Annotated in this window: 8 protein-coding genes; 4 read left to right on the top strand and 4 right to left on the bottom strand. The window is 62.8% G+C overall.

Going from position 1 to position 21,211, the window contains the following annotated elements; translation table 11 throughout:
• Positions 1 to 88: 88 nt before the first annotated feature.
• On the bottom strand, positions 89 to 13,090 hold the full coding sequence (locus tag AC3WRD_RS15000) for a non-ribosomal peptide synthetase (protein ID WP_102620424.1): 13,002 nt from the start codon (positions 13,088 to 13,090) through the stop codon (positions 89 to 91).
• Between the two features lie 380 nt (positions 13,091 to 13,470).
• Here AC3WRD_RS15000 and AC3WRD_RS14995 point away from each other — a divergent pair, with 380 nt between their 5' ends.
• Entirely contained in the window at positions 13,471 to 14,025 is a 555-nt protein-coding gene (locus AC3WRD_RS14995) for an RNA polymerase factor sigma-70 (RefSeq protein ID WP_096821112.1), read from the top strand.
• Positions 14,026 to 14,096: 71 nt separating this feature from the next.
• Here AC3WRD_RS14995 and AC3WRD_RS14990 read toward each other — a convergent pair whose 3' ends face one another.
• From AC3WRD_RS14990 to AC3WRD_RS14980, 3 genes are all read right to left on the bottom strand, one after another.
• Positions 14,097 to 15,110: a GNAT family N-acetyltransferase gene (locus tag AC3WRD_RS14990; RefSeq protein ID WP_102620425.1), complete on the bottom strand. Its 1,014-nt coding sequence runs from the start codon at positions 15,108 to 15,110 to the stop codon at positions 14,097 to 14,099.
• Positions 15,111 to 15,197: 87 nt separating this feature from the next.
• Positions 15,198 to 15,995 carry a substrate-binding periplasmic protein gene (locus AC3WRD_RS14985; RefSeq protein WP_096821110.1) on the bottom strand — a complete coding sequence of 266 codons (798 nt, stop codon included), beginning with the start codon at positions 15,993 to 15,995 and terminating at the stop codon, positions 15,198 to 15,200.
• Between the two features lie 91 nt (positions 15,996 to 16,086).
• On the bottom strand, positions 16,087 to 16,710 hold the full coding sequence (locus AC3WRD_RS14980; protein ID WP_096821109.1) for a TetR/AcrR family transcriptional regulator: 624 nt from the start codon (positions 16,708 to 16,710) through the stop codon (positions 16,087 to 16,089).
• Positions 16,711 to 16,897: 187 nt separating this feature from the next.
• Between AC3WRD_RS14980 and AC3WRD_RS14975 the strand changes: the two genes are divergently transcribed.
• Genes AC3WRD_RS14975 through atuC form a run of 3 tightly spaced genes read left to right on the top strand, consistent with a single transcriptional unit; the run spans position 16,898 to position 21,188 of the window.
• Positions 16,898 to 18,688 carry an acyclic terpene utilization AtuA family protein gene (locus AC3WRD_RS14975; protein ID WP_102620520.1) on the top strand — a complete coding sequence of 597 codons (1,791 nt, stop codon included), beginning with the start codon at positions 16,898 to 16,900 and terminating at the stop codon, positions 18,686 to 18,688.
• 10 nt (positions 18,689 to 18,698) lie between these two features.
• A complete protein-coding gene (locus tag AC3WRD_RS14970; protein WP_102620426.1) occupies positions 18,699 to 19,568 on the top strand; it encodes an SDR family oxidoreductase in 870 nt (289 codons plus the stop codon).
• A gap of 3 nt (positions 19,569 to 19,571) precedes the next feature.
• Entirely contained in the window at positions 19,572 to 21,188 is a 1,617-nt protein-coding gene (gene atuC, locus AC3WRD_RS14965; protein WP_102620427.1) for a geranyl-CoA carboxylase subunit beta, read from the top strand.
• Positions 21,189 to 21,211 lie beyond the last annotated feature (23 nt).

The following is a 21,211-nucleotide window of genomic DNA, read 5'->3' as shown; positions in this document are numbered from 1 at the left end:
AGCCTGAGCTGCCGGTTCTCGATCGTCAACCTTGGAAATGTACGTGAATGTACCGGTTGAAATGTGTTGAACGCACAGGCGCTGAAGACTACAAACCTTCCAGCGCCGCCATCAGATCATTCAACCGATCCACCTTCTCTTCGGTAATGTCACTGGCCGCCAGCCCTTCGATGTACTCGGCCAGTTCCTCCACCGTGCTGCACTCGAACATCGCTCGCAGCGGCACATCCCGTTGCAAGGTTTTCTGCACTCGCGAGGCGATTTGTGTGGCGAGCAGCGAGTGGCCACCGAGTTCGAAGAAGTTGTCGCGGACCCCGACCTTCTCGACCTTCAGCACCTCGGCCCATATATCGGCCAGGGTCTGCTCCAGATCGCTGCGCGGCGCCAGGTAATCCTGGCTCTGCAACTGGCCGATCTCCAGCGCCGGCAAGGCCTTGCGGTCGAGTTTGCCGTTGGCGTTGAGCGGCAACCGGTCGAGCCACAACCAGTGCAGCGGCACCATGTATTCCGGCAGTTCGGCGCGCAGGCGCTGCTTGATCCGCTCCAGCCGTTCGCTCTGATTCAGTGCGGAATCTGCGGCCACAAGGTAGCCGACCAGATGCTTGCCGTTGACGCCTTCCTGCACGCCGACCGCCCCGTCACGGACTTCCGGTTGCTCGTGCAGACGCGCCTCGATTTCACCCAGCTCGATCCGGTAACCGCGAATCTTCACCTGATGGTCGACCCGGCCGACGTATTCCAGCACCCCGTCGCTGCGACGGCGCGCCAGGTCACCGGTGCGATACAGACGCTCGCCCGGCGCACCGAACGGATTCGGCACGAACACCGGCGCGGTGCGCAGCGGATCGCTGACATAACCACGACCGACACCGGTGCCGGCCACGCACAACTCACCCACCGCACCCAGTGGCACCAGATCCAGCGCGCCATCGAGCAGGTACAGCAAGTTGTTGTCGGTCGGCGTACCGATCGGCAGATAACTGCCACGAGTCGAGGCCAGGTCGACGCGGAAGAACGCCACGTCGTCTGAGCACTCCGCCGGGCCATAGGCGTTGACCAGACCGATCTCCGGATAACGCAGCAGCCACTGGTGCGCCAGTTCCGGCGGCATTGCTTCACCGGTCGGCAACATCCAGCGCAGACCGTCGAGGCTCAAGCGATCCGAAGCGAGCATGCCCTGGATCAGCGACGGCACACTTTCCAGCACGGTGATGCCCTGCTGTTGCACATGCACCAACAAACCTTGCGGATCGTGGGCGATGGTGTTCGGCACGATGTCCACCCGCGCACCGAACAGCGGCGCGGCGAGGAACTGCCAGACCGAAATGTCGAAGCTTTGCGAAGCGGTCTGGGCGATTACATCGGCGTCGCTCAGACTCAGGTACGGCACCTTGCTCAACTGGTTGTTGAGCATGCCGCGCTGCTCGACCATCACGCCCTTCGGCAAACCGGTGGAGCCCGAGGTGTAGATCACGTAGGCCAGGTTGTCCGGGCCGCTGAAGATGCCCGGATTCGCCGACGACACCGCGCCCGCCTGAACCTCTTCCCACACCAGCAGGCGTGGACGGTTGGCGCAGCTGAATTCATCCAGCAAGGTCGTCGCCTGTTCACGGCAAGCCTCGGTGCACACCAGCACCGGCGTGCGACTGAGCTCGATGATGCGTTGCAGACGCTGGCTCGGCAGGCCTGGATCCAGCGGCAGGTAACCGGCACCGGCCTTGAAGCTGCCGATGATCATGCCCAGCAGATCCAGATTGCGCTCGCCCAGCAACGCCACCGGTTGATCGATCTGCACCCCGGCCGCGACCAACGCGTGGCCGAGACGGTTGGCGTTGTGGTTCAGTTGCTCGTAGCTCAACTGCTGATCGAGGCAACTGACGGCAATGCGTTGCGGATGTTGCGCGACCTGTGCTTCGAACAGCTCGACGTAGCTCTGCTCCAGCGGATAGTCGTGCTCACTCTGGTTGCAACCGTGGAGCAGGAAGTCCTGTTCATCAAAGCCCAGCAGCGGCAGGTCAGCCATGTCGCCATGGAAGCCGTCGACCAGCGCCAGCAACAGACGCTTGAACTCGCCGAGCATGCGCTCGATGGTCGACTCGTCGAAGTAACGCTGGTCGTAAGACAGGTGCAGACCGAGGTCATCACCCGGGTAGCACACCGCCGTCAACGGAAAGTTGGTGTGAGTACGGCCCGAATCCGACGTCGCGTTGAGGCTCTGCGCCCGGTCCAGCACCGAGACTTCCACCGGGGCGTTTTCGAACACGAACAGGCTGTCGAACAGCGGCTGGCCCTTCGGCAATTCGCTTTGCTCCTGGATGTTCACCAGCGGCAGGTATTCGTACTCGCGCAACTGCATGTTGCTGTCGAGCAGACCGCTCAGCCACTGACGCACACTGGCCCGCTGATCGTCCGCCGGGATCTGCACCCGCAGCGCGATACTGTTGATGAACAGGCCGACGGTGCGTTGCATCTCAGGCATTTCCACCGGACGCCCGGCCACGGTCACGCCGAACAGCACGTCGCGATCACCGCTCATGCGTCGCAGCACCAGTGCCCACGCCGCTTGGGCGAAGGTGTTGATGGTCAGTTGATGGGCCTGGGCCAGCTCGCGCAGACGGGCGCCGTCCTCGACATTGAGGCGGGTGTAGCGGTCGCCGACGATCATGCCGCCGCTTTCGCCAGCGTGTTCACGCAGGAACGGACGGTCGCTCGGGATCGGCGTGGTGCGCTCGAACCCTTGCAGATTCTGCTGCCACCACTGACGCGCCTCGGCCAGGCTCTGGCGTTGCAGCCAGCCGATGTAATCGCGGTAGCGCGGCGGCACCGCCAATTGCGCTTCGCGACCTTCGCCCAGAGCGGTGTAGATCTCGAAGAAATCGTTCATCAGCAGCGAGCGACACCAGGCATCGATCAGGATGTGGTGGTTACTCATCATGAACCAGTAGCGCGCCGCGCCAACCTTGATCAGGCGCAGGTGGAACGGTGCCTGATTGAGCAGATCGAACCCGGCTTCGCGCTCGGCCTTGAGCAGCGCTTGCAGCTTCGGCTCCTGCTCGGCGTCAGCGATGGCGCTCCAGTCCAGATACTCGATCGGCGTGCGACCCGGCGTATGAATCACCTGCAGCATGTCTTCGCCGACGTTCCAGCAGAACGACGCACGCAGCGCTTCATGACGGGCGATCACCGCTTGCCATGCTTGGGCGAAACGCTCGGGGTCGAGTTCGCTGTTGATGCGATAGCGATCCTGCATGTAGTACAGACCGGTGCCCGGTTCGAGCAAGGTGTGTAGCAGCATGCCTTCCTGCATCGGGGTCAGCGGGTACACATCTTCAATGTGCGCCGCCGGCACCGGCAGTGCGTCGAGTTGCGCCTGGGTCAGTTTCGCCAGCGGGAAGTCCGACGGCGTCAGACCACCGGCCTCGTCCTGCAGGCAATGTTCGATCAGGCTCTGCAACTCACCGACGTAGGCATCGGCCAGCTCGTTGATGGTTTGCGAGTCATAGCGTTCGGCGCTGAAGGTCCAGCGCAGCAGCAGTTCCCCGCCGTACACCTGACTGTCGACGCTCAACTCGTTCGGCAACGGTGCGTGCGGATCGTGGGCGGCACCGACCGATTCATCCAGCGGACGGAACAGCGCATCGCTGCCGAAACTCTGGTCGAACTGGCCGAGGTAGTTGAAGGTGATCGGTGCGTTCGGCAACGCTGCCATGCTCTGACGGCTGACGTCATCGGCCAGATAACGCAGCACACCATAACCGAGGCCTTTGTGCGGAACGGCGCGCAGTTGTTCCTTGATCGCCTTGATCGAAGCGCCCTGCCCGGCGGCTTCTTCGATGTTGTGCGGGGTCAGGCGCAGCGGATAAGCGCTGGTGAACCAGCCGACGGTGCGGGTCAGGTCGATTTCGTCGAACAGGGTTTCGCGGCCGTGGCCTTCCAGTTGAATCAGCGCTGACGGCTGACCGCTCCAGCGGCACAGCACGCGGGCCAGCGCAGTCAGCAACAAGTCGTTGACCTGCGTGCGATAGGCGCTCGGTGCCTGTTGCAGCAGTTGTTTGGTTTTTTCTGCATCCAGACGCACGCTGACGGTTTGCGCATGGCGATTCTCGCGGCCACCCTCAGGGCGTTCGCACGGCAAATCGGCATTCGGGCCAGCCAGTTGCGCCTGCCACCAGCTCAGTTCTTCACGCAGGGATTCACTGCCGGCGTAGGCCTGCAAGCGTGCCGCCCAGTCCTTGAAGGCGCTGGTTTTCGCCGGCAGTTTCACCGACTGATCGGCGTCGAGCTGGCGATACACGGTTTGCAGATCGTCGAGCAGGACGCGCCACGACACACCGTCGACCACCAGGTGATGGATCGCGATGAACAGTCGTTGCTGACCTTCCGGCCCGTCAATCAACAAGGCACGCACCAGTGGGCCCTGCTCCAGATCGAGGCTGCGCTGGGCGTCGGCGAACAGTGCGGCGCACTTGTCCATCGACGGCACGCGCACTTGCCACAACACCGCGGCATCGGTCACCGGTTGATGGGTTGCTTGCCATGCGCCGTTGGCCTCGGTGAAGCGCAGGCGCAAGGCGTCATGCTGCTCGATCACGGCCAGCAACGCCTGCTCCAGACGATGCGGTTCAAGCGCCACAGTCGGTTCCAGCAGCAACGCCTGGTTCCAGTGTTGACGCTCGGGAATCTCGGTGTCGAAGAACCAGTGCTGGATCGGCGTCAGACGCGATTCGCCGGAGACCAGACCTTGTTCGGCCGTCACGGTTTCACTGCGACTGGCGACAGCGGCCAGCGTCTGCACAGTCTGGTGCTGGAACAGATCGCGAGGGCTGAAGTGAATGCCCTGCTGCCGCGCACGGCTGACCACTTGAATCGACAGGATCGAGTCGCCGCCCAGTTCGAAGAAGTTGTCGTTGAGGCCGACCTGCTCGACGTTGAGCACTTCGCACCAGATCTGCGCCAGGGTCTGCTCCAGCTCGTTGCTTGGCGCCACGTAATCCTGACGATTGAGCTCCGGATCCGGCGCTGGCAAGGCGCGACGGTCGAGCTTGCCGTTGGCGGTCAGCGGCATGCTGGCCAACAGAATCAAATGCGTCGGCACCATGTAGTCCGGCAGTTGCGTCTTCAGATGCACCTTCAGCGCTTCGCGCAGTTGGGCCTGCTCGGCTTCGCCTTGCTCTGCGACCTCAGTCACGAGATAGCCGACCAGTTGCTTGCCGCTCGGCGCATCCAGCGCCAGCACCACCGCTTCGCGGATCGAAGCGTGATCGAGCAGGCGGGTTTCGATTTCGCCCAGTTCGATCCGGAAACCACGGATCTTCACCTGATGGTCGATCCGCCCGAGGTATTCCACCAGACCATCGGCGCGTTGGCGCACCAGGTCGCCGGTGCGATACATGCGCCCGCCATTGGCGGCAAACGGGTCGGCGACAAAACGCTCGGCGCTGATGCCCGCACGGTCGTGATAACCCTGGGCCAGGCCGGCGCCGCCGACGAACAACTCACCAGTCGCGCCTTGCGGCACCAGTGCCAGATCGGCGTCGAGGATGTAGGCCACGCGATCTCCGATCACGCTGCCGATCGGCACACTACCGGCACCCTCTTCCAGCACCTCGGGTGCAAGGCTGGCCAGCGGCATGACCACGGTTTCGGTCGGGCCATAGGCGTTGAAGAACAGGCTCGGTTTGAACGCTGCACGAATCCGCTGCAGGTGTTCGCCGGTAAGCGCTTCGCCGCCGGTGATGATCATGCGCACCGGCAGGATGTCGTTTTGCGTCGCGAGGAACTGCGCCAACTGGCTGCCGTAACTCGGGGTGAAGCCGAGAATATTGATCCGATGTTCGCGGATCAGGCTGCAGATTTCTTCCGCGTCCCACTGTCCTTGCGCACGCAGCACTACCTGCGCGCCGCTGAGCAGCGGCACCAGCAGACGCTCGGTGGCGGCGTCGAAGTTGATCGAATAGAAGTGCAGCTCGCAATCGTCCGCACGCATGCCGAAGCGTTCGATCACGGCCTGGCAGTGCATGGCGATTTCACCGTGGGACACCACCACGCCTTTCGGTTTGCCGGTGGAACCCGAGGTATAGATCAGGTACGCCTGATGCTGCGGCAGGCTGATAAATGGCAGCTCGGTGGCCGGGTAATCAGCCAGCGCGGCGCTGTCGTCTTCCAGGCACCAGCGCGCCACGTTCGACGGCAGTTCGCCGAGGGCTTTGAACATCGCCCGGTCGCTGAGCAGCAGGCCGACGCGGCTGTCTTCGATCATGTAATGCAGGCGGTCGAGTGGGTATTCCGGGTCCAGCGGCACGTAGGCGCCGCCGGCCTTGAGGATCGCCAACAGGCCGACGACCATTTCCAGCGAACGCTCCAGCGCCAGACCGACCCGCACTTGCGGGCCGACACCGCGCTCGCGCAGGGCCCAGGCCAGACGATTGGCGCGGGCGTCGAGTTCGGCGTAGCTCAGGGTCTGCCCGGCAAAAGTCAGGGCCGGCGCATCTTTGCGCGCCAGTGCCTGCTCGGCGAACAGGTGATGAATGCACTGATCGAGACGACGCTCGCCCGGCTCGACGCCAAGGCTGTCGAGCAATTGTTGTTGCTCAGGCGCATCGAGCAATGGCAATTCGCTGAGGCGCTGTTGAGGGTCGGCGATCAACGCTTCCAGCAGGTTGCGCCAATGTCTGGCCATGCGCGCGATGGTTGGTTCATCGAACAAGTCGGTGCTGTAAGTCAGGCAGCAACCGAGGCGATGGTCGAGGTCGGTGACTTCCAGGTTGAGGTCGAACTTGGTCGCCCGCGCATCGTTGGCCAGGTATTCGACAGTCATCCCGGCGAGCATGCGGCTCTGCTGGAATTCCCAGCGCTGCACGTTGCACATCACCTGGAACAGCGGGTTGTACGCCGCGCTGCGCGGTGGCTGCAACGCTTCAACAAGATGATCGAACGGCAGGTCCTGATGGGACTGGCCTTCGATCACGGTGTGACGCACCTGCTCGAACAATTCGCCGACCGACATCTGGCCGTCGAGCTGGCAACGCAACACCTGGGTGTTGAGGAACGCACCGATCAGCCCTTCGCTTTCCGGACGGATGCGGTTGGCCACCGGTGCGCCGATGCGTAGATCGGTCTGGCCGCTGTAGCGATAGAGCAACGTTGCAAGTGCGGCGGTCATGGTCATGAACAGGGTCAGACCGTTCTGCGCGTTGAACGCCCGAACGCGAGCGGCAAGGTCATCGCTGAGGTCGAAACGGAACAGTTCACCCTGGTGACTTTGCACCGGCGGACGCGGACGGTCGCCCGGCAGTTCCAGCAGCGGATGTTCGCGGCCCAGTTGCGCAGTCCAGTAGTCGAGCTGACGCTGACGCTCACCGGACTCCAGCCAGTTGCGTTGCCACACGCTGTAGTCGAGGTACTGCACCGGCAGCGGCTCCAGCGGCGAATCGCGGTCATCGACGAACGCTTCGTACAGCGCGCTGAGTTCCCGGGCGAAGATGTCCATCGCCCAGCCTTCAGTGACGATGTGGTGCAGGGTCAGGACGAAGTAATGCTCGTGCTCGGCGGTCTTGACCAGGCAAGCGCGCAGTAGCGGGCCGGTTTCCAGATCGAACGGCAGGTGCGCTTCGTCGTCGGCCAGTTGCTGGACTTTCTGTTCCCGCACGTCAGCGGCGAATTTCGAAAAATCCTTCCAGTCCATGCGCACGCCGGTCTCGGCATGCACTTGCTGACGGGCCACGCCGTCGACGCTCGGGAACGTGGTGCGCAGCGTTTCGTGACGCAGGATCAGCGCTTGCAACGCTGCTTCGAAACGCCCGACATCCAGCACGCCACGCAGGCGCGCCATGCCGCCGACGTTGTACGCCGGGCTGTCCGGCTCCATCTGCCAGAGGAACCACATGCGCTGCTGGGAATAGGACAACGGCACGGGCTTGCTGCGATCAACCTTGTCGATCGGCGGCTGTTTGTTGGTGCGGCCGCTGGCCTGGATCTGGCAGATCTGTTCGGCGAAATCACCGAGCTCGCTGTGTTCGAACAAGGCACGCAGCGGCAATTCGACGTCGCAGGCCTGACGGGTGCGGGAAATGATTTGCGTGGCCAGCAGCGAGTGACCGCCGAGGGCGAAGAAGTCGTCGCGCAGGCCGACCTGTTTCAGGCCCAGCACTTCGCGCCAGATCGCAGCGATCTGTTGTTCCAGCTCGGTGACCGGTTCGACGTGTTCGCGCACCTGCCATTGCGGCTCAGGCAAGGCGCGACGGTCGAGTTTGCCGCTCGGGCTCAGGGGCATTTCGTCCAGACGCATCAGCTGCGCCGGGACCATATATTCCGGCAGTTCGGCGGCCAATGCGGTTTTCAGGCGAGCGATTTGCCCGTCCTGATCTTCATTGACATCGGTGGCGGTGAAGTAGCCGATCAATTGCGGGCCGGCGACGGTTTCACGCACCAGCACGGCGGCCTGGGCCACGCCTTCCTGAGCGAGCAGACGCGCTTCGATTTCTTCCAGCTCGACGCGGAAGCCGCGCAGTTTCACCTGCTGATCGAGACGGCCGAGGTATTCGATCACGCCATCGTTGGTCCAGCGCGCGCGGTCACCGGTGCGGTACAGACGCGCACCCTGCTCGCCCAGCGGATCGACCACGAAACGTTCGGCGGTCAGCGCCGGGCGACCGAGGTAACCACGGGCCAGGCCGATACCGCTGATGCACAGCTCACCCGGCACACCGGCCGGCACTGGATTGAGATCGTTGTCGAGCACGCGGCAGACCACGTTGCCCAGCGGACGGCCAATCGGCGAACGCTCGCCATCGGCCACGGTGCAATGCCAGTGGGTGACGTTGATCGCGGTTTCAGTCGGGCCATAACGGTTGTGCAGTTGCACCGCCGGCAGTTGCGCCAGCACGCGGTTGCGCAGTTCCGCCGGCAGCGCTTCACCGCCGGAGAACACGCGGCGCAGGCTGGTGCATTCGGCGCTCAACGGTTCGTCGATGAATAGTGAAAGCAGCGGCGGCACGAAGTGCAGCGTGGTCACGCCGTACTGCTGAACCAACTGCGCGATGCGATGCGGATCGCGGTGTTCACCGGGGCCAGCGATCAGCAGGCGCGCGCCGGTGATCAACGGCCAGAAGCATTCCCACACCGACACGTCGAAACTGATCGGCGCCTTTTGCATCAGCACGTCGGTGTCGTTCAGGCGATAGGTGTTCTGCATCCATTGCAGACGTTCGGCCAGCGCCGCGTGAGTGTTGCCCACGCCTTTCGGCTGGCCGGTGGAGCCGGAGGTGTAAATCACGTAGGCGAGGTTGTCGCCGTGCAGGTGCAGACCCGGTGCCTGGCTCGGCCAGTTTTCCAGGTGCAGGGTATCCATGGCGATTACGCTGACGCCTTCGCTGGCCGGCAAACGATCCAGCAATGCAGTCTGGGTCAACAGCAGTTCGACGCCGCTGTCGCTGAGCATGTAGGCCAGACGATCGGCCGGGTAATCCGGGTCCAGCGGCACGTAGGCGCCACCGGCCTTGATGATTGCCAGCAAGCCGATCAGCAGTTGCGGCGAACGCTCGGCGGCGATGGCCACGCACACGTCCGGGCCGACGCCTTTGTCGCGCAGGTAATGGGCGAGACGGTTGGCCTGGGCGTGCAGTTCGGCGAAGTCGAGGCTGCCGCCGTCCCATATCAGGGCGGTGCGATCAGGGATTTGCCGGGCTTGTTCGTTGAGCAGTTCCGGCAGCCATTGCTGAGCCGGCGTGCATGGGGCGACGCTCCACGCGTTTTGCTGAGTGTGTTCGGTGGCGGTCAGCAGTGGCAGGTCACCGATTGCCTGATCCGGGCGCTCGCAGACAGCGCGCAGCAGGTTGCTGAAATGCTCGGCGAGACGCTCGATGGTCGCAGCGTCGAACAGCTCATCGGCATAGTCGAAGGACAGCGTCAGACGACCATTTCGGTCTTCTTCGCTGTGCAGTTGCAGGTCGAACTTGGCCTCGCGACTGTGCCACGGCAGTTCCTCGGCGAGCACGCCCGGCAGACGCTTGAGCGCACTCAGGTCGCGTTGCTGGTGGTTGAACATGACCTGGAACAGACCTTGTTCGCGAGCCTGCGGGAAGGCTTCGAGCAGTTGTTCGAACGGCAGGTCCTGATTCGCCTGAGCACCGAGCGCAGCCTGACGGGTTTGCGCCAGCAGTTCGGTGAACGGCAGACGCGAATCGACGTCGGCACGCAGTACCTGAGTGTTGATGAAGAAGCCGATCAGGCCCTGGGTTTCCAGACGCGGACGGTTGGCGTTCGGCACACCGATACGAATGTCGCGCTGGCCGCTGTAGCGATGCAACAGGCTTTGGAACGCCGAGAGCAGCAACATGAACGGCGTGGATTGATAGGCCTGGGCGGTCTGGCGAATGGCGTCGCTGAGGCTGATTCCCAGACGAACGCTGTGGCGTGCGGCGCTGTGAACTTGCTTGGCAGAGCGTGGATGGTCGGTCGCCAGTTCCAGCGTCGGATGCTCATCACCCAACTGTGCTTTCCAGTACGCCAATTGCCGCTCGCCCTCGCCTTGCGCCAGCCACTGGCGCTGCCAACTGCCATAGTCGGCGTATTGGGTGGGCAGCGGCGCGAGTTCGGCACGCTGGCCTTGGGAAGCGGCGGCATACAGGCGCGAGAACTCGTCGATCAATACGTTCAGCGACCAGCCGTCGGCGATGATGTGGTGCATGGTCACCAGCAACTGGTGATCTTCATCGTCGAGGCGAACCAGCGTTACCCACAGCAGCGGGCCTTTCTCCAGGTCGAACTGGGTGCGGGCCTCGTCTTCGCGAATCTGTTGTGCGCGTGCCTCACGCTCGGCGGCCGGCAGATCGCTGATGTCGATCAGTTGCAGGTTGAACTCACCCGCCGCTTCGACCTGTTGCAGCGCCACGCCGTCGCGCTCGAAGAAACGCGTGCGCAGGGATTCGTGGCGTTCGGTCAGTTGCTGGAAACTGGCGCGCAGGGCGTCTTCGTCCAGTTCGCCACGCAGGCGCAGGGCACCGGGAATGTTGTAGGCGCTGCTGTGCGGATCGAGTTGCCAGGTGATCCACAGACGGTTTTGCGCCAGCGATTGTGGCAGTGCTTCGTTGCGCGACAGTGCGGTGATTTCGCCCTGGGCGCTGCCGCCGTCCTGTTGCTGTTGCGCCACGGCAGCGGCGAACGCAGACAGGGTCGGGGCTTCGAACAGCAGGCGCAGATTGAGCTCCAGGCTCAGTTCTTCGCGTACCTTGGCGATCACCTGAGTTGCGGCGATCGAGTTGCCGCCGAGCAGGAAGAAGTGATCGTCGGCGTTGACGTGCTTGACGTTGAGTTGCTCGGCCCAGATCTTGCCGATCAGGGCTTCCAGTTCGGAGTCGGACGCAGTCGAGTCCTGAGCGGTTTCAGTCGAGACCGATGGGAACACCGCATAGCTGTCGAGGCTGCCGTCAGCCAGACGATTGCGGCAGGCCGAACGTTGCAGCTTGCCGCTGGAGGTCTTCGGCAGCGCACCCGGATTGAGCAGCACCACCACGCTCGGTGCTTCCTGATAAGTCTCGGCCACCGCCTGACGGATGGCTTTGATCAGCGCTTCGGGCGGGAGGATTTTCTGCACGCTGCGGCTGATTTCCGCCGCGATGCCGATGCCTTCTTCACCATTTTGATTGACCGCGAACGCGGCGACGCGGCCCTTGCGCACCACCTCCACTTCGCTCTCGACCGTCTTCTCGATGTCCTGCGGGTAGAGGTTGTGACCGCGTACGATCAGCATGTCCTTCAGGCGACCGGTGATGAACAGTTCACCGTCGCGAATGAAGCCCAGGTCACCGGTGCGCAGCCAGGTCTGGCCGGCGTGCTGGACGAAAGTCTTGGCGCTGGCCTCGGGGTTGCGCCAGTAGCCGTGGGCGATGCTCGGGCCGGTGGCCCAGACTTCACCGACGGCGTTGTCGGCCAACTCTGCCAGCGTGGTCGGCTCGACGATCAGCACCGCATGATCGGGCTGGCTGATGCCGCAACTCATGATCGGGCTGCCCTCGCCCGGCTCGGCACGGTTCTGGGCCAGGGCTTGATCGTCGACGCGCAGGGCCGGAATGCCCGTGCCGCGAGGTGTGCCGGCGACGAACAGGGTCGCTTCCGCCAGACCATAGGACGCCATGAAACTGTTTTCGCTGAAACCACACGCAGTGAACTTCTCGGCGAAACGCTCGAGGGTGTCGAGACGGATCGGTTCGGAGCCGGAATAGGCGACGCGCCAGCGGCTCAGGTCGAGACGCTCCAGCGCCGATTCGCTGACCCGCTCGCTGCACAGTCGATAGGCAAAGTCCGGCCCGCCGCTGATGGTGCCGCCGTATTGGCTGATCGCTTCGAGCCAGCGCAACGGCCGGCCGAGGAAGTACGCCGGCGACATCAGGATGCACGGCACGCCGCTGAAGATCGGCTGCAGCAGACCGCCGATCAGGCCCATGTCGTGATACAGCGGCAGCCAGCTGACGATCACGTCGTCGGGGTTCACGTCGATGCCGAAACCGTGGCGAATCAGCAATTCGTTGGCCACCAGATTGCCGTGGCTGACCTGCACGCCTTTGGGCAGCGCGGTGGAGCCGGAGGTGTATTGCAGGAAGGCGATGTGGTCTTGCGGCAAGGTCGGTTCGACCCAACGCTCGGCCAGCGAAGCGTCGAGGGTATCGACGCACAACAGCGGCGGCGCGCCTTCGATTTGCTGCAAGGCCTCGCGCAGGTCGGCGCTGGTCAGCAGCAGACGCGGTTCGGCGTCGGCAATGATCGACAGCAGGCGTTCCTGATGGTGACGCTTGGCCGATTCCGGCGGATAAGCCGGCACCGCGATCACGCCCGCGTACAGGCAACCGAAAAACGCCGCGACGTAATCCGGGCCGCTCGGAAACAGCAGCACCGCGCGATCACCGAATCCGGCCTCGGCCTGCAACGCCGCCGCGATGGTGCGCGCACGCTGATCGAGTTCGCGGTAACTGAGCACCACAGCCTGCTCCTCGGTTTCAGCGAGAAAACGCAAGGCCAGCCGATCCGGCGTCAGAGCCGCGCGGCGCTGGAGGGCTTGGACCAGGGTGCTGGGGAGTTCGAACGCGTCGGTCATGAGGTTTCCTGCCTGAATTCGGCTTGCTGGTGGAATCGGGTTGGCTGCGGCATGCCCGTGCAAGGCATGCGGGACACGGTCTTCGCCGACCGTGCAAGGCATTGGAATGCGGTATGGCCGGGGCTGTGTACCCGGAACCATTCACCAATGAGAACGGATGACGTCTTGAAATAATTAGTCGGCAGGCTGGATCGCCAATGGGGCTGGGCGCTTGGACGAGTGCGGCGGCGTGTCGCAGTTCACGGATCGCACCGTTATGGATCATTAGTTCTCTTTCTCAATTGACAATCATTATCATTCAACATAATTTGTCGCTCGATGTGTAGGACGGCCCCGTCCCCCAGGCGTCCCACTAACCTATTGGCAGCAAGGTGATTTCCATGACGGAACAAGTATCCACAAGCAGGTGCGATTCACCGCTACTTCAGGCATTCGTCGACAATCGACTGATTCTGGTCAAGATTGCAGCCCGCATTACCGGCTGCCGTTCACGCGCCGAAGATGTGGTGCAGGATGCGTTCTTCCGACTGCAATCGGCGCCGCCGATCACGTCGTCGATCAAGGCCCAGCTGAGTTATCTGTTCCAGATCGTGCGCAATCTGGCCATCGATCACTACCGCAAACAGGCGCTGGAGCAGAAGTACGCCGGCCCCGAGGAGGAAGGGTTGAACGTGGTCATTCAGGGCGCCTCGCCGGAAACCTCACACATCAACTTCTCGACCCTGGAACACATTGCCGATGCGCTGACCGAGCTGCCGGTCCGCACCCGCTACGCTTTCGAGATGTACCGTCTGCATGGCGTGCCGCAAAAGGACATTGCCAAGGAACTCGGCGTTTCGCCGACCCTGGTCAACTTCATGATTCGTGATGCGCTGGTGCACTGCCGCAAGGTGTCGGGCAGTCGTGCAGATGCCGTGACTGCGAACCGTCGCTGACAGCACACCGCCAAAAAAAAGATCGCAGCCTTCGCTGAAGGGCTGCGATCTTTTTTTGTTTCAGCGAGGCGTCACGCCAGTTTGCAGCGATCAAAAAACCGCTCACGCCCCAGGATCATCAACGCCGCGCGTTTGTGCGGGAAGTCGAACTCCTTTTCACAGTGGAAGCACTGGTTGTGCATGTGGCCGATCATCTTCGCGTTGTCGGCTCGCGGCTCGGCGACGACGCTCTGGGTACGCGGATCATCCAGAAACAGGTAGTGCACCAGCGCCGACAGCCAACTCGCCACCTTGTGCGGGCCGCGATGGTTTTCTTCCCCGACCAGCATGTGAATCCCGCGATCGTAGTTATCGGCATCGTAGAACGGCGCGATGCGATCTTCCTTGGCCCAGTAGGCTTCGAAATAGGCAAACGGCTGGTCGTCGAAACAACCGATCAGGGTCAGGGTGTGCGGATCGGCGTCGAGTTTGCTCAGGTACTCGCGATGCTGTTCGAGGCTGCCCTCTTCCTGCCAGAAACTGGCGACTCGCGGGCTGTTCTGCCAACGGTTGAAACGCGCAAGATCCTGCTCGATCTCTACCGTTCGCAGGGAAATCCACGCACCGAGACGTGCATCGAAACGCCGATAAACCTCACCACGCGGTTTCACCGGCCGCAGCGGATGGCGCTTGCCGTTGCTGATGACCATCTGCTGCGGATAATTGCCGGTCAGCGAAGCCCCCAGCCACGGTTGCGGCAGTTGCCAGAACAGCGTGCGCTCGCAGCGATATTCGCCCGCCACTTCAGTGCTCACCAGCAAACCGCTGAGCAAGGCTTCGGTCGGTGGCTGATCCAGTTGCCAGATCAATTGCTGACGCGCCGGATCCCGGGCAAACAGCCAATAGCAGGCCGCCCACAGCGCCTGGCCTGGCGGCAGCGCATAGCGTTCATCGATCTGGATCGGCCCCTGACCTTCACGATCGAGGCGCAGGCGAATCAGCGGTTGCCCGTCCAGGCTGAGGCTCAGACGGCTTTCGGTGGCATCGGCTATCAGTTGACTGCCCGAAGGCAAGGCCAGGGCAGTCAGGTCATTCAGATTGGACATGGGTCGGGCTCACGATAATCGTCGACAGTTCAACGATGGGACGTGAGCCGGGGCGGGAAATTTAGGCTGGACGCGAAAAACCGCCCGTCATGGGTGAGGCACCGGCACCACGGCAATCTTGTACGGATCGAAGATCTTCAGCATCTGCCCGCTGTCGCGCAGCCCTTGCAGCAACTTGCCGAACGCCTCGCCGGTAATCGGCGCTTTCGGGCTGAGAATGGCGTAATGGTGATAGATCTGGTCGATGCGTTGCGACACCAGCAATTCGTCACGCACCTTGTCGTTGCGCAGCAGGTAATCGAACAGATACGAGCGAGTGACCAGGGCAATGTCCGCCCGACCGCGCAGCACCATCAACAGGTTGCTGTCGTGGGAATAGGTCAGCGTGGCGTTGTAGGTTTCCGCGAGGTATTTGGGGTCGGCATTGAAGTTGGCGAACTCGTAGTGATAGCCGCTGTAGAGCGCCAAGCGTTTGCCCTTGAGATCAGCGAAGTAATTCTGCTGGCGACCGGGTTCGTTTTCCGCGACGAAAATCTCCGCGTCCTCCAGTCCCATGTCGACCGTGGTATGGGGAATGTCTTTCCAGCCCCAGTCCGGGTTCTCGAAGATCGCCATGTCCGTGCGGCCCTCCTTGAAATCGCCGAACCGCCGCGGAATCGAGGTGGGGACAAGCTCGAAACGGTAGTCGCTCTGCGAGCTGTTCAATGCAGCGACCAGCTCCGGCAGCAGCCCGGTGTCGGCACCGTTTTCCGGGCGAATGGTGTAAGGCGGGAAATGCGCCGCCCCCACCCGAACCACTTGCACCGCCTCAGCAGGCAAAACCCAGGATGCAGCCAGCGCTGCGAGCATCAGCCCGGCGGCCGTCCGATTTGACGAAGACTTCAAAACACCCCACTCCCCGAAAAAGTACCGTTCCATGCATTCAAGCTAGGCGGTTTCGCCCAGTTAGCCAGTTTCCCGGGCCGATAGAAAGTAATCAGCGTTCTTCGAGCACCAGGATCAGCGCTTCTTCGGCCAGTTGATCGAGGCTCAAACTGCCGCCGGCGCGGAACCAGGTGGTGGTCCAGGACAATGCGCCCGTGAGAAAACGTCGGGTAATGAACACATCGCCGCGGATGAACCCCGCTTCCTTGGCCTCGCCCAGCACTTGCAGCCAGATGTCCTCGTAAATGTCACGCAGCGCCAGCACCTTGGCCTGACCGTCTTCGGACAGCGAGCGCCATTCATACACCAGCACCGCCATCGCTTCGCCGCTGCCGCCCATGATCGACTGCAATTCGCAGCGGATCAGCGCCAGCACCCGCTCGCGCACATCGGCCGCTTCGGCCAGGGCTGCACGCATCAGCGCCGTGTTGTAGCGGATGGTTTCTTCCATCACCGCGCGCAGGATTTCGTCCTTGCTCTTGAAGTGATGAAAGATGCTGCCTGACTGAATGCCCACAGCGCCGGCCAGGTCGCGCACGGTGGTGCGTTCGTAGCCTTTGTTGCGAAACAGGTGGGCCGCCACTTGCAGCAGTTTGCCGCGAGCGCTGTCCGGGTCGGTCAACCGGCCTTCATCGACCAGTTCGCGCATGACCTTCAGGGCTTTTTGCTCGTCCACCCGTTCTCTCCTACAGTCGTTCAGTCGTCTGCCGCCCTGAAACCGCAGGGTTGCGCGGGCAATTTAAGCCGCCGGCCGCGACCAAGCAAGCGCTTGGGCAGAAGATAATCCAGCCTGTTTACAAACCAAGCGCTTGCTTGGTAGCCTCGATGCACTTCTGTCACAGGTTGCTGAGTCGGAGATGAAAATGCCCACCACCGTCCGCATCGGATGCGCCAGCGCATTCTGGGGAGATACCTCGACCGCCGCCGCGCAGCTCGTGGCCGCAGGACAGCTGGATTATCTGGTGTTCGACTACCTGGCCGAGATCACCATGTCGATCATGGCCGGCGCCCGCATGAAGGACCCGCAGGCAGGGTTTGCCGGCGATTTCATCGAAGTCCTGGCGCCCCTGCTGCCGCAACTGGCCGAACAGAAGATTCGCGTCATCAGCAATGCCGGCGGGGTCAATCCCCAGGCCTGTGCCGCCGCCCTGCAAGCGGCCTGCGACAAGGCCGGCGTAGCGCTGAAAATCGCCGTGCTGTCGGGCGATGACCTGCAACCACACTTCAAACAGCTCGCCACCCAAGGCATCACGGAAATGTTCAGCGGCGCCCCGCTGCCACCGATGTGCGTTTCGACCAACGCCTACCTCGGCGCACCGGGCATCGTCGAAGCCCTGCGCCTGGGCGCCGACATCGTCATCACCGGCCGCGTGGTCGACAGCGCAGTGGTCAGCGCCGCACTGGTGCATGAATTCGGCTGGTCGTGGCACGACTACGACAAACTCGCTCAAGCAGCCTTGGCCGGGCACATCATCGAATGCGGCGCGCAGTGCACCGGCGGCAACTTCACCGATTGGCGCGACGTACCGGATTACGAACACATCGGCTTTCCGATCGTCGAGGTCAGCACCGACGGCCAGTTCATCGTCAGCAAACCTGAAGGCTCCGGCGGACTGGTCACGCCGCTGACCGTCGGCGAACAGATGCTTTACGAAATCGGCGATCCACAGGCCTATCTGTTGCCCGATGTGGTCTGCGACTTCAGTCAGGTCAAACTTCAGCAACAAGGCAAAAACGCGGTTCGCGTCCACGGCGCCAGAGGCTTGCCGCCCAGCGACAAATACAAGGTCAGTGCGACGTACCCGGACGGTTTCCGCTGCACCGCCAGTTGTCTGATCGCCGGCATCGATGCGGTGGAAAAAGCCCGGCGCGTCAGTCAGGCGATCATCGACAAGACTTCTGAAATGCTCGAGCAACGCGGCTGGGGCCCCTACAGCGAAACCCATATCGAGCTGCTCGGCAGCGAAGCCACCTACGGCCCTCATGGCCAGCGTCGGGACAGCCGCGAAGTGGTGATCAAACTCGCCGTGCGCCACCCGAACAAACAGGCCTTGATCCTGTTTTCCCGGGAAATCGCCCAGGCCGCCACCGGCATGGCGCCGGGGCTGACCGGCATCGTCGGCGGGCGGCCGACGGTGTATCCGCTGATCCGGCTGTTCTCGTTCCTGATCGACAAAAGCGCCTGCAGCTTGCAGATCGACATTGCCGGCGAGCGCCACCCGTTTGCCCTGCCCGCCTCGGCCACCCTCGACAGCGAGGATTTGCCCCTGCCCCACGAAACGCCCAAACCCCATGGCCGCGCCGACGCCAGCGTGCCGCTGGTAAAACTGGCGGTGGCGCGCTCCGGCGACAAGGGCAATCACAGCAACATCGGCGTCATGCCACGTCGCCCGGAGTACCTGCCGTGGATCGCCGAAGCGCTGACCCCGGCCGTGGTCGTCGACTGGATGAGCCATGTCCTCGACCCGATTCACGGCCGGGTCGAACGCTGGTATCTGCCGGGTACTCACAGCCTGAATTTCCTGCTGGAAAACGCCCTCGGCGGCGGCGGTGTCGCGAGCCTGCGCATCGACCCGCAAGGCAAAGCGTTCGCCCAACAATTGCTGGAAATCCAGATCCCGGTGCCGCAGAGCATCGCCGAGCAGTTCGACTAGAGGATTGTCCATGGCATACGAATCGATTTTCCGGGCTGACCTGTTCAGCGGCCAGACCGTCATCGTCACCGGAGGCGGCAGTGGCATCGGGCGTTGCACCGCCCATGAACTGGCAGCGCTCGGGGCCACCGTGGTGCTGGTCGGACGCAAGCCGGAAAAGCTGCAAGCCGTTGCTGCCGAAATCGCCGAGGACGGTGGCCGGGCGCACTGGAAGGCCTGCGACATTCGTGACGAAGAAGCCGTGAAGACGCTGGTCAGCGAACTGATCCGCGAACACGGGCCGATCCACGGGCTGGTCAACAATGCCGGCGGGCAATACCCGTCGCCGCTGGCCTCGATCAATCAGAAAGGCTTCGAAACCGTGCTGCGCACCAATCTGGTCGGCGGTTTCCTGATGGCTCGGGAAGTGTTCAATCAATCGATGAGCAAACACGGTGGCAGCATCGTCAACATGCTCGCCGACATGTGGGGCGGCATGCCCGGCATGGGCCACTCCGGCGCCGCCCGTTCAGGCATGGACAACTTCACCAAGACCGCGGCATTCGAATGGGGTTATGCCGGGGTGCGGGTGAATGCGGTGGCGCCGGGCTGGATCGCCTCCAGCGGCATGGACACTTACGAAGGCGCGTTCAAGGCGGTGATCCCGACCTTGCGCGAACACGTGCCGCTCAAGCGCATCGGCACCGAATCAGAGGTCAGCGCGGCGATTGTATTCCTGCTGAGCCCTGCAGCCTCGTTTATCAGCGGCAGCACGTTGCGCATCGATGGCGCGGCCAGCCTGGGCAGTCGCGCATGGCCATTGCACAAGGCGACCCACAGCGAATCCTTCAACGGCTTCCACCGGGCCTATATGCCGGACGTCTTGAAGGACAAGGAGTAAGCCATGCCGCAGATCCAGTCCCAGCTTGACCCGCACAGCGAAGCCTTTGCGCGCAACCGCACCGCCATGCTCGCGGCCATCGAGCAAGTCCAGCAGCTCGAACAGAACCTGCTGAACAAGGCCGCCGAAGCCAAACCGAAATTCGACAAGCGCGGGCAACTGCTGCCCCGCGAACGCCTGAACCTGCTGCTAGACCCTGGCGCGCCATTCCTCGAACTGGCGAGCCTGGCCGGCTACAAACTGCACGACGACAAGGACGGCAGCTCGGCCGGTGGCGGTTTGATTGCGGGCATTGGCTACGTTTCCGGCGTGCGGGCGCTGGTGGTGGCGAACAACAGCGCGATCAAGGGCGGGACGATTTCCCCGTCGGGTCTGAAAAAATCCCTGCGCCTGCAACAGATCGCCCAGGAAAACAAACTGCCGGTGATCACCCTCGCCGAAAGCGGCGGCGCCAACCTCAATTATGCGGCGGAGATTTTCGTCGAAGGTGCGCGCAGTTTTGCCAATCAGGCGCGCATGTCGGCGATGGGGCTGCCGCAGATCACCGTGGTGCATGGCTCGGCCACGGCCGGCGGTGCATATCAGCCAGGGCTGTCGGATTACGTGGTGGTGGTACGCGGCAAGGCCAAGCTGTTTCTCGCAGGCCCACCCTTGCTCAAGGCAGCGACTGGTGAAGTGGCCACCGACGAAGAACTGGGCGGCGCCGAGATGCACGCGCAAGTCGCCGGAACCGCCGAATATTTGGCCGAGAACGATGCCGACGGCGTGCGCCAGGTGCGGGAAATCGTCAGTCTGTTGAACTGGAACGAGCAGCTTCCGTGGCTGCCCGAACCGCAATTCAAAGAACCGTTGTACCCCATCGACGAACTGCTGGGCCTGATCCCGGACGACCCGAAAAAGCCCTACGACGTGCGTGAAATCATTGCGCGGATCGCCGATGAATCGCGTTTCATGGAGTTCAAGGGCGAGTTCGATCAGCAGACCGTTTGCGGCCACCTGAAAATTCAGGGCCGCGCCTGCGGTTTCATCGGCAACAACGGCCCGATCACGCCCAACGGTGCAAGCAAGGCGGCGCAGTTCATTCAGCTGTGCGACCAAAGTCAGACACCGCTGCTGTTTTTCCACAACACCACCGGGTTCATGGTCGGCACCGAATCGGAACAGCACGGCGTGATCAAGCACGGCTCCAAATTGATCCAGGCCGTGGCCAATGCACGGGTGCCGAAACTGACCATCGTGGTCGGCGGCTCCTATGGCGCGGGCAACTATGCGATGTGCGGACGCGGGCTCGATCCGCGCTTCATCTTCGCCTGGCCCAACAGCCGCACTGCGGTGATGGGTGGCGCCCAGGCCGGCAAAGTGCTGCGCATCGTCACCGAAGCCAAGCAGTTGAAGGACGGTCTGGTGCCCGACCCGAAGATGCTCGACATGCTGGAACAGGTCACGGCGCAGAAACTCGACAGCCAGTCCACCGCCCTCTACGGCAGCGCCAACCTGTGGGACGACGGGCTGATCGATCCACGCGACACCCGCACCCTGCTCGGCTACCTGCTGGACATCTGCCACGAAGCCGCCGTGCGCACGCTGGCCCCCAACAGCTTCGGCGTCAGCCGGTTCTGATTGCCACGGACTCAAGGAGAACA

It is taken from the genome of Pseudomonas sp. FW215-R2 (assembly GCF_058789255.1).
Note: the sequence above shows the minus strand (reverse complement) of the source record. Positions and strands in the feature narration are given on the sequence as shown.

What these genes read in the sequence shown, in the direction of transcription:
- AC3WRD_RS15000 (WP_102620424.1), bottom strand. Translation starts at nt 13,090, where the DNA reads ATGACCGACGCGTTCGAACTCCCCAGCACCCTGGTCCAAGCCCTCCAG.
- AC3WRD_RS14990 (WP_102620425.1), bottom strand. Translation starts at nt 15,110, where the DNA reads ATGTCCAATCTGAATGACCTGACTGCCCTGGCCTTGCCTTCGGGCAGT.
- AC3WRD_RS14970 (WP_102620426.1), top strand. Translation starts at nt 18,699, where the DNA reads ATGGCATACGAATCGATTTTCCGGGCTGACCTGTTCAGCGGCCAGACC.
- AC3WRD_RS14995 (WP_096821112.1), top strand. Translation starts at nt 13,471, where the DNA reads ATGACGGAACAAGTATCCACAAGCAGGTGCGATTCACCGCTACTTCAG.
- AC3WRD_RS14975 (WP_102620520.1), top strand. Translation starts at nt 16,898, where the DNA reads ATGCCCACCACCGTCCGCATCGGATGCGCCAGCGCATTCTGGGGAGAT.
- atuC (WP_102620427.1), top strand. Translation starts at nt 19,572, where the DNA reads ATGCCGCAGATCCAGTCCCAGCTTGACCCGCACAGCGAAGCCTTTGCG.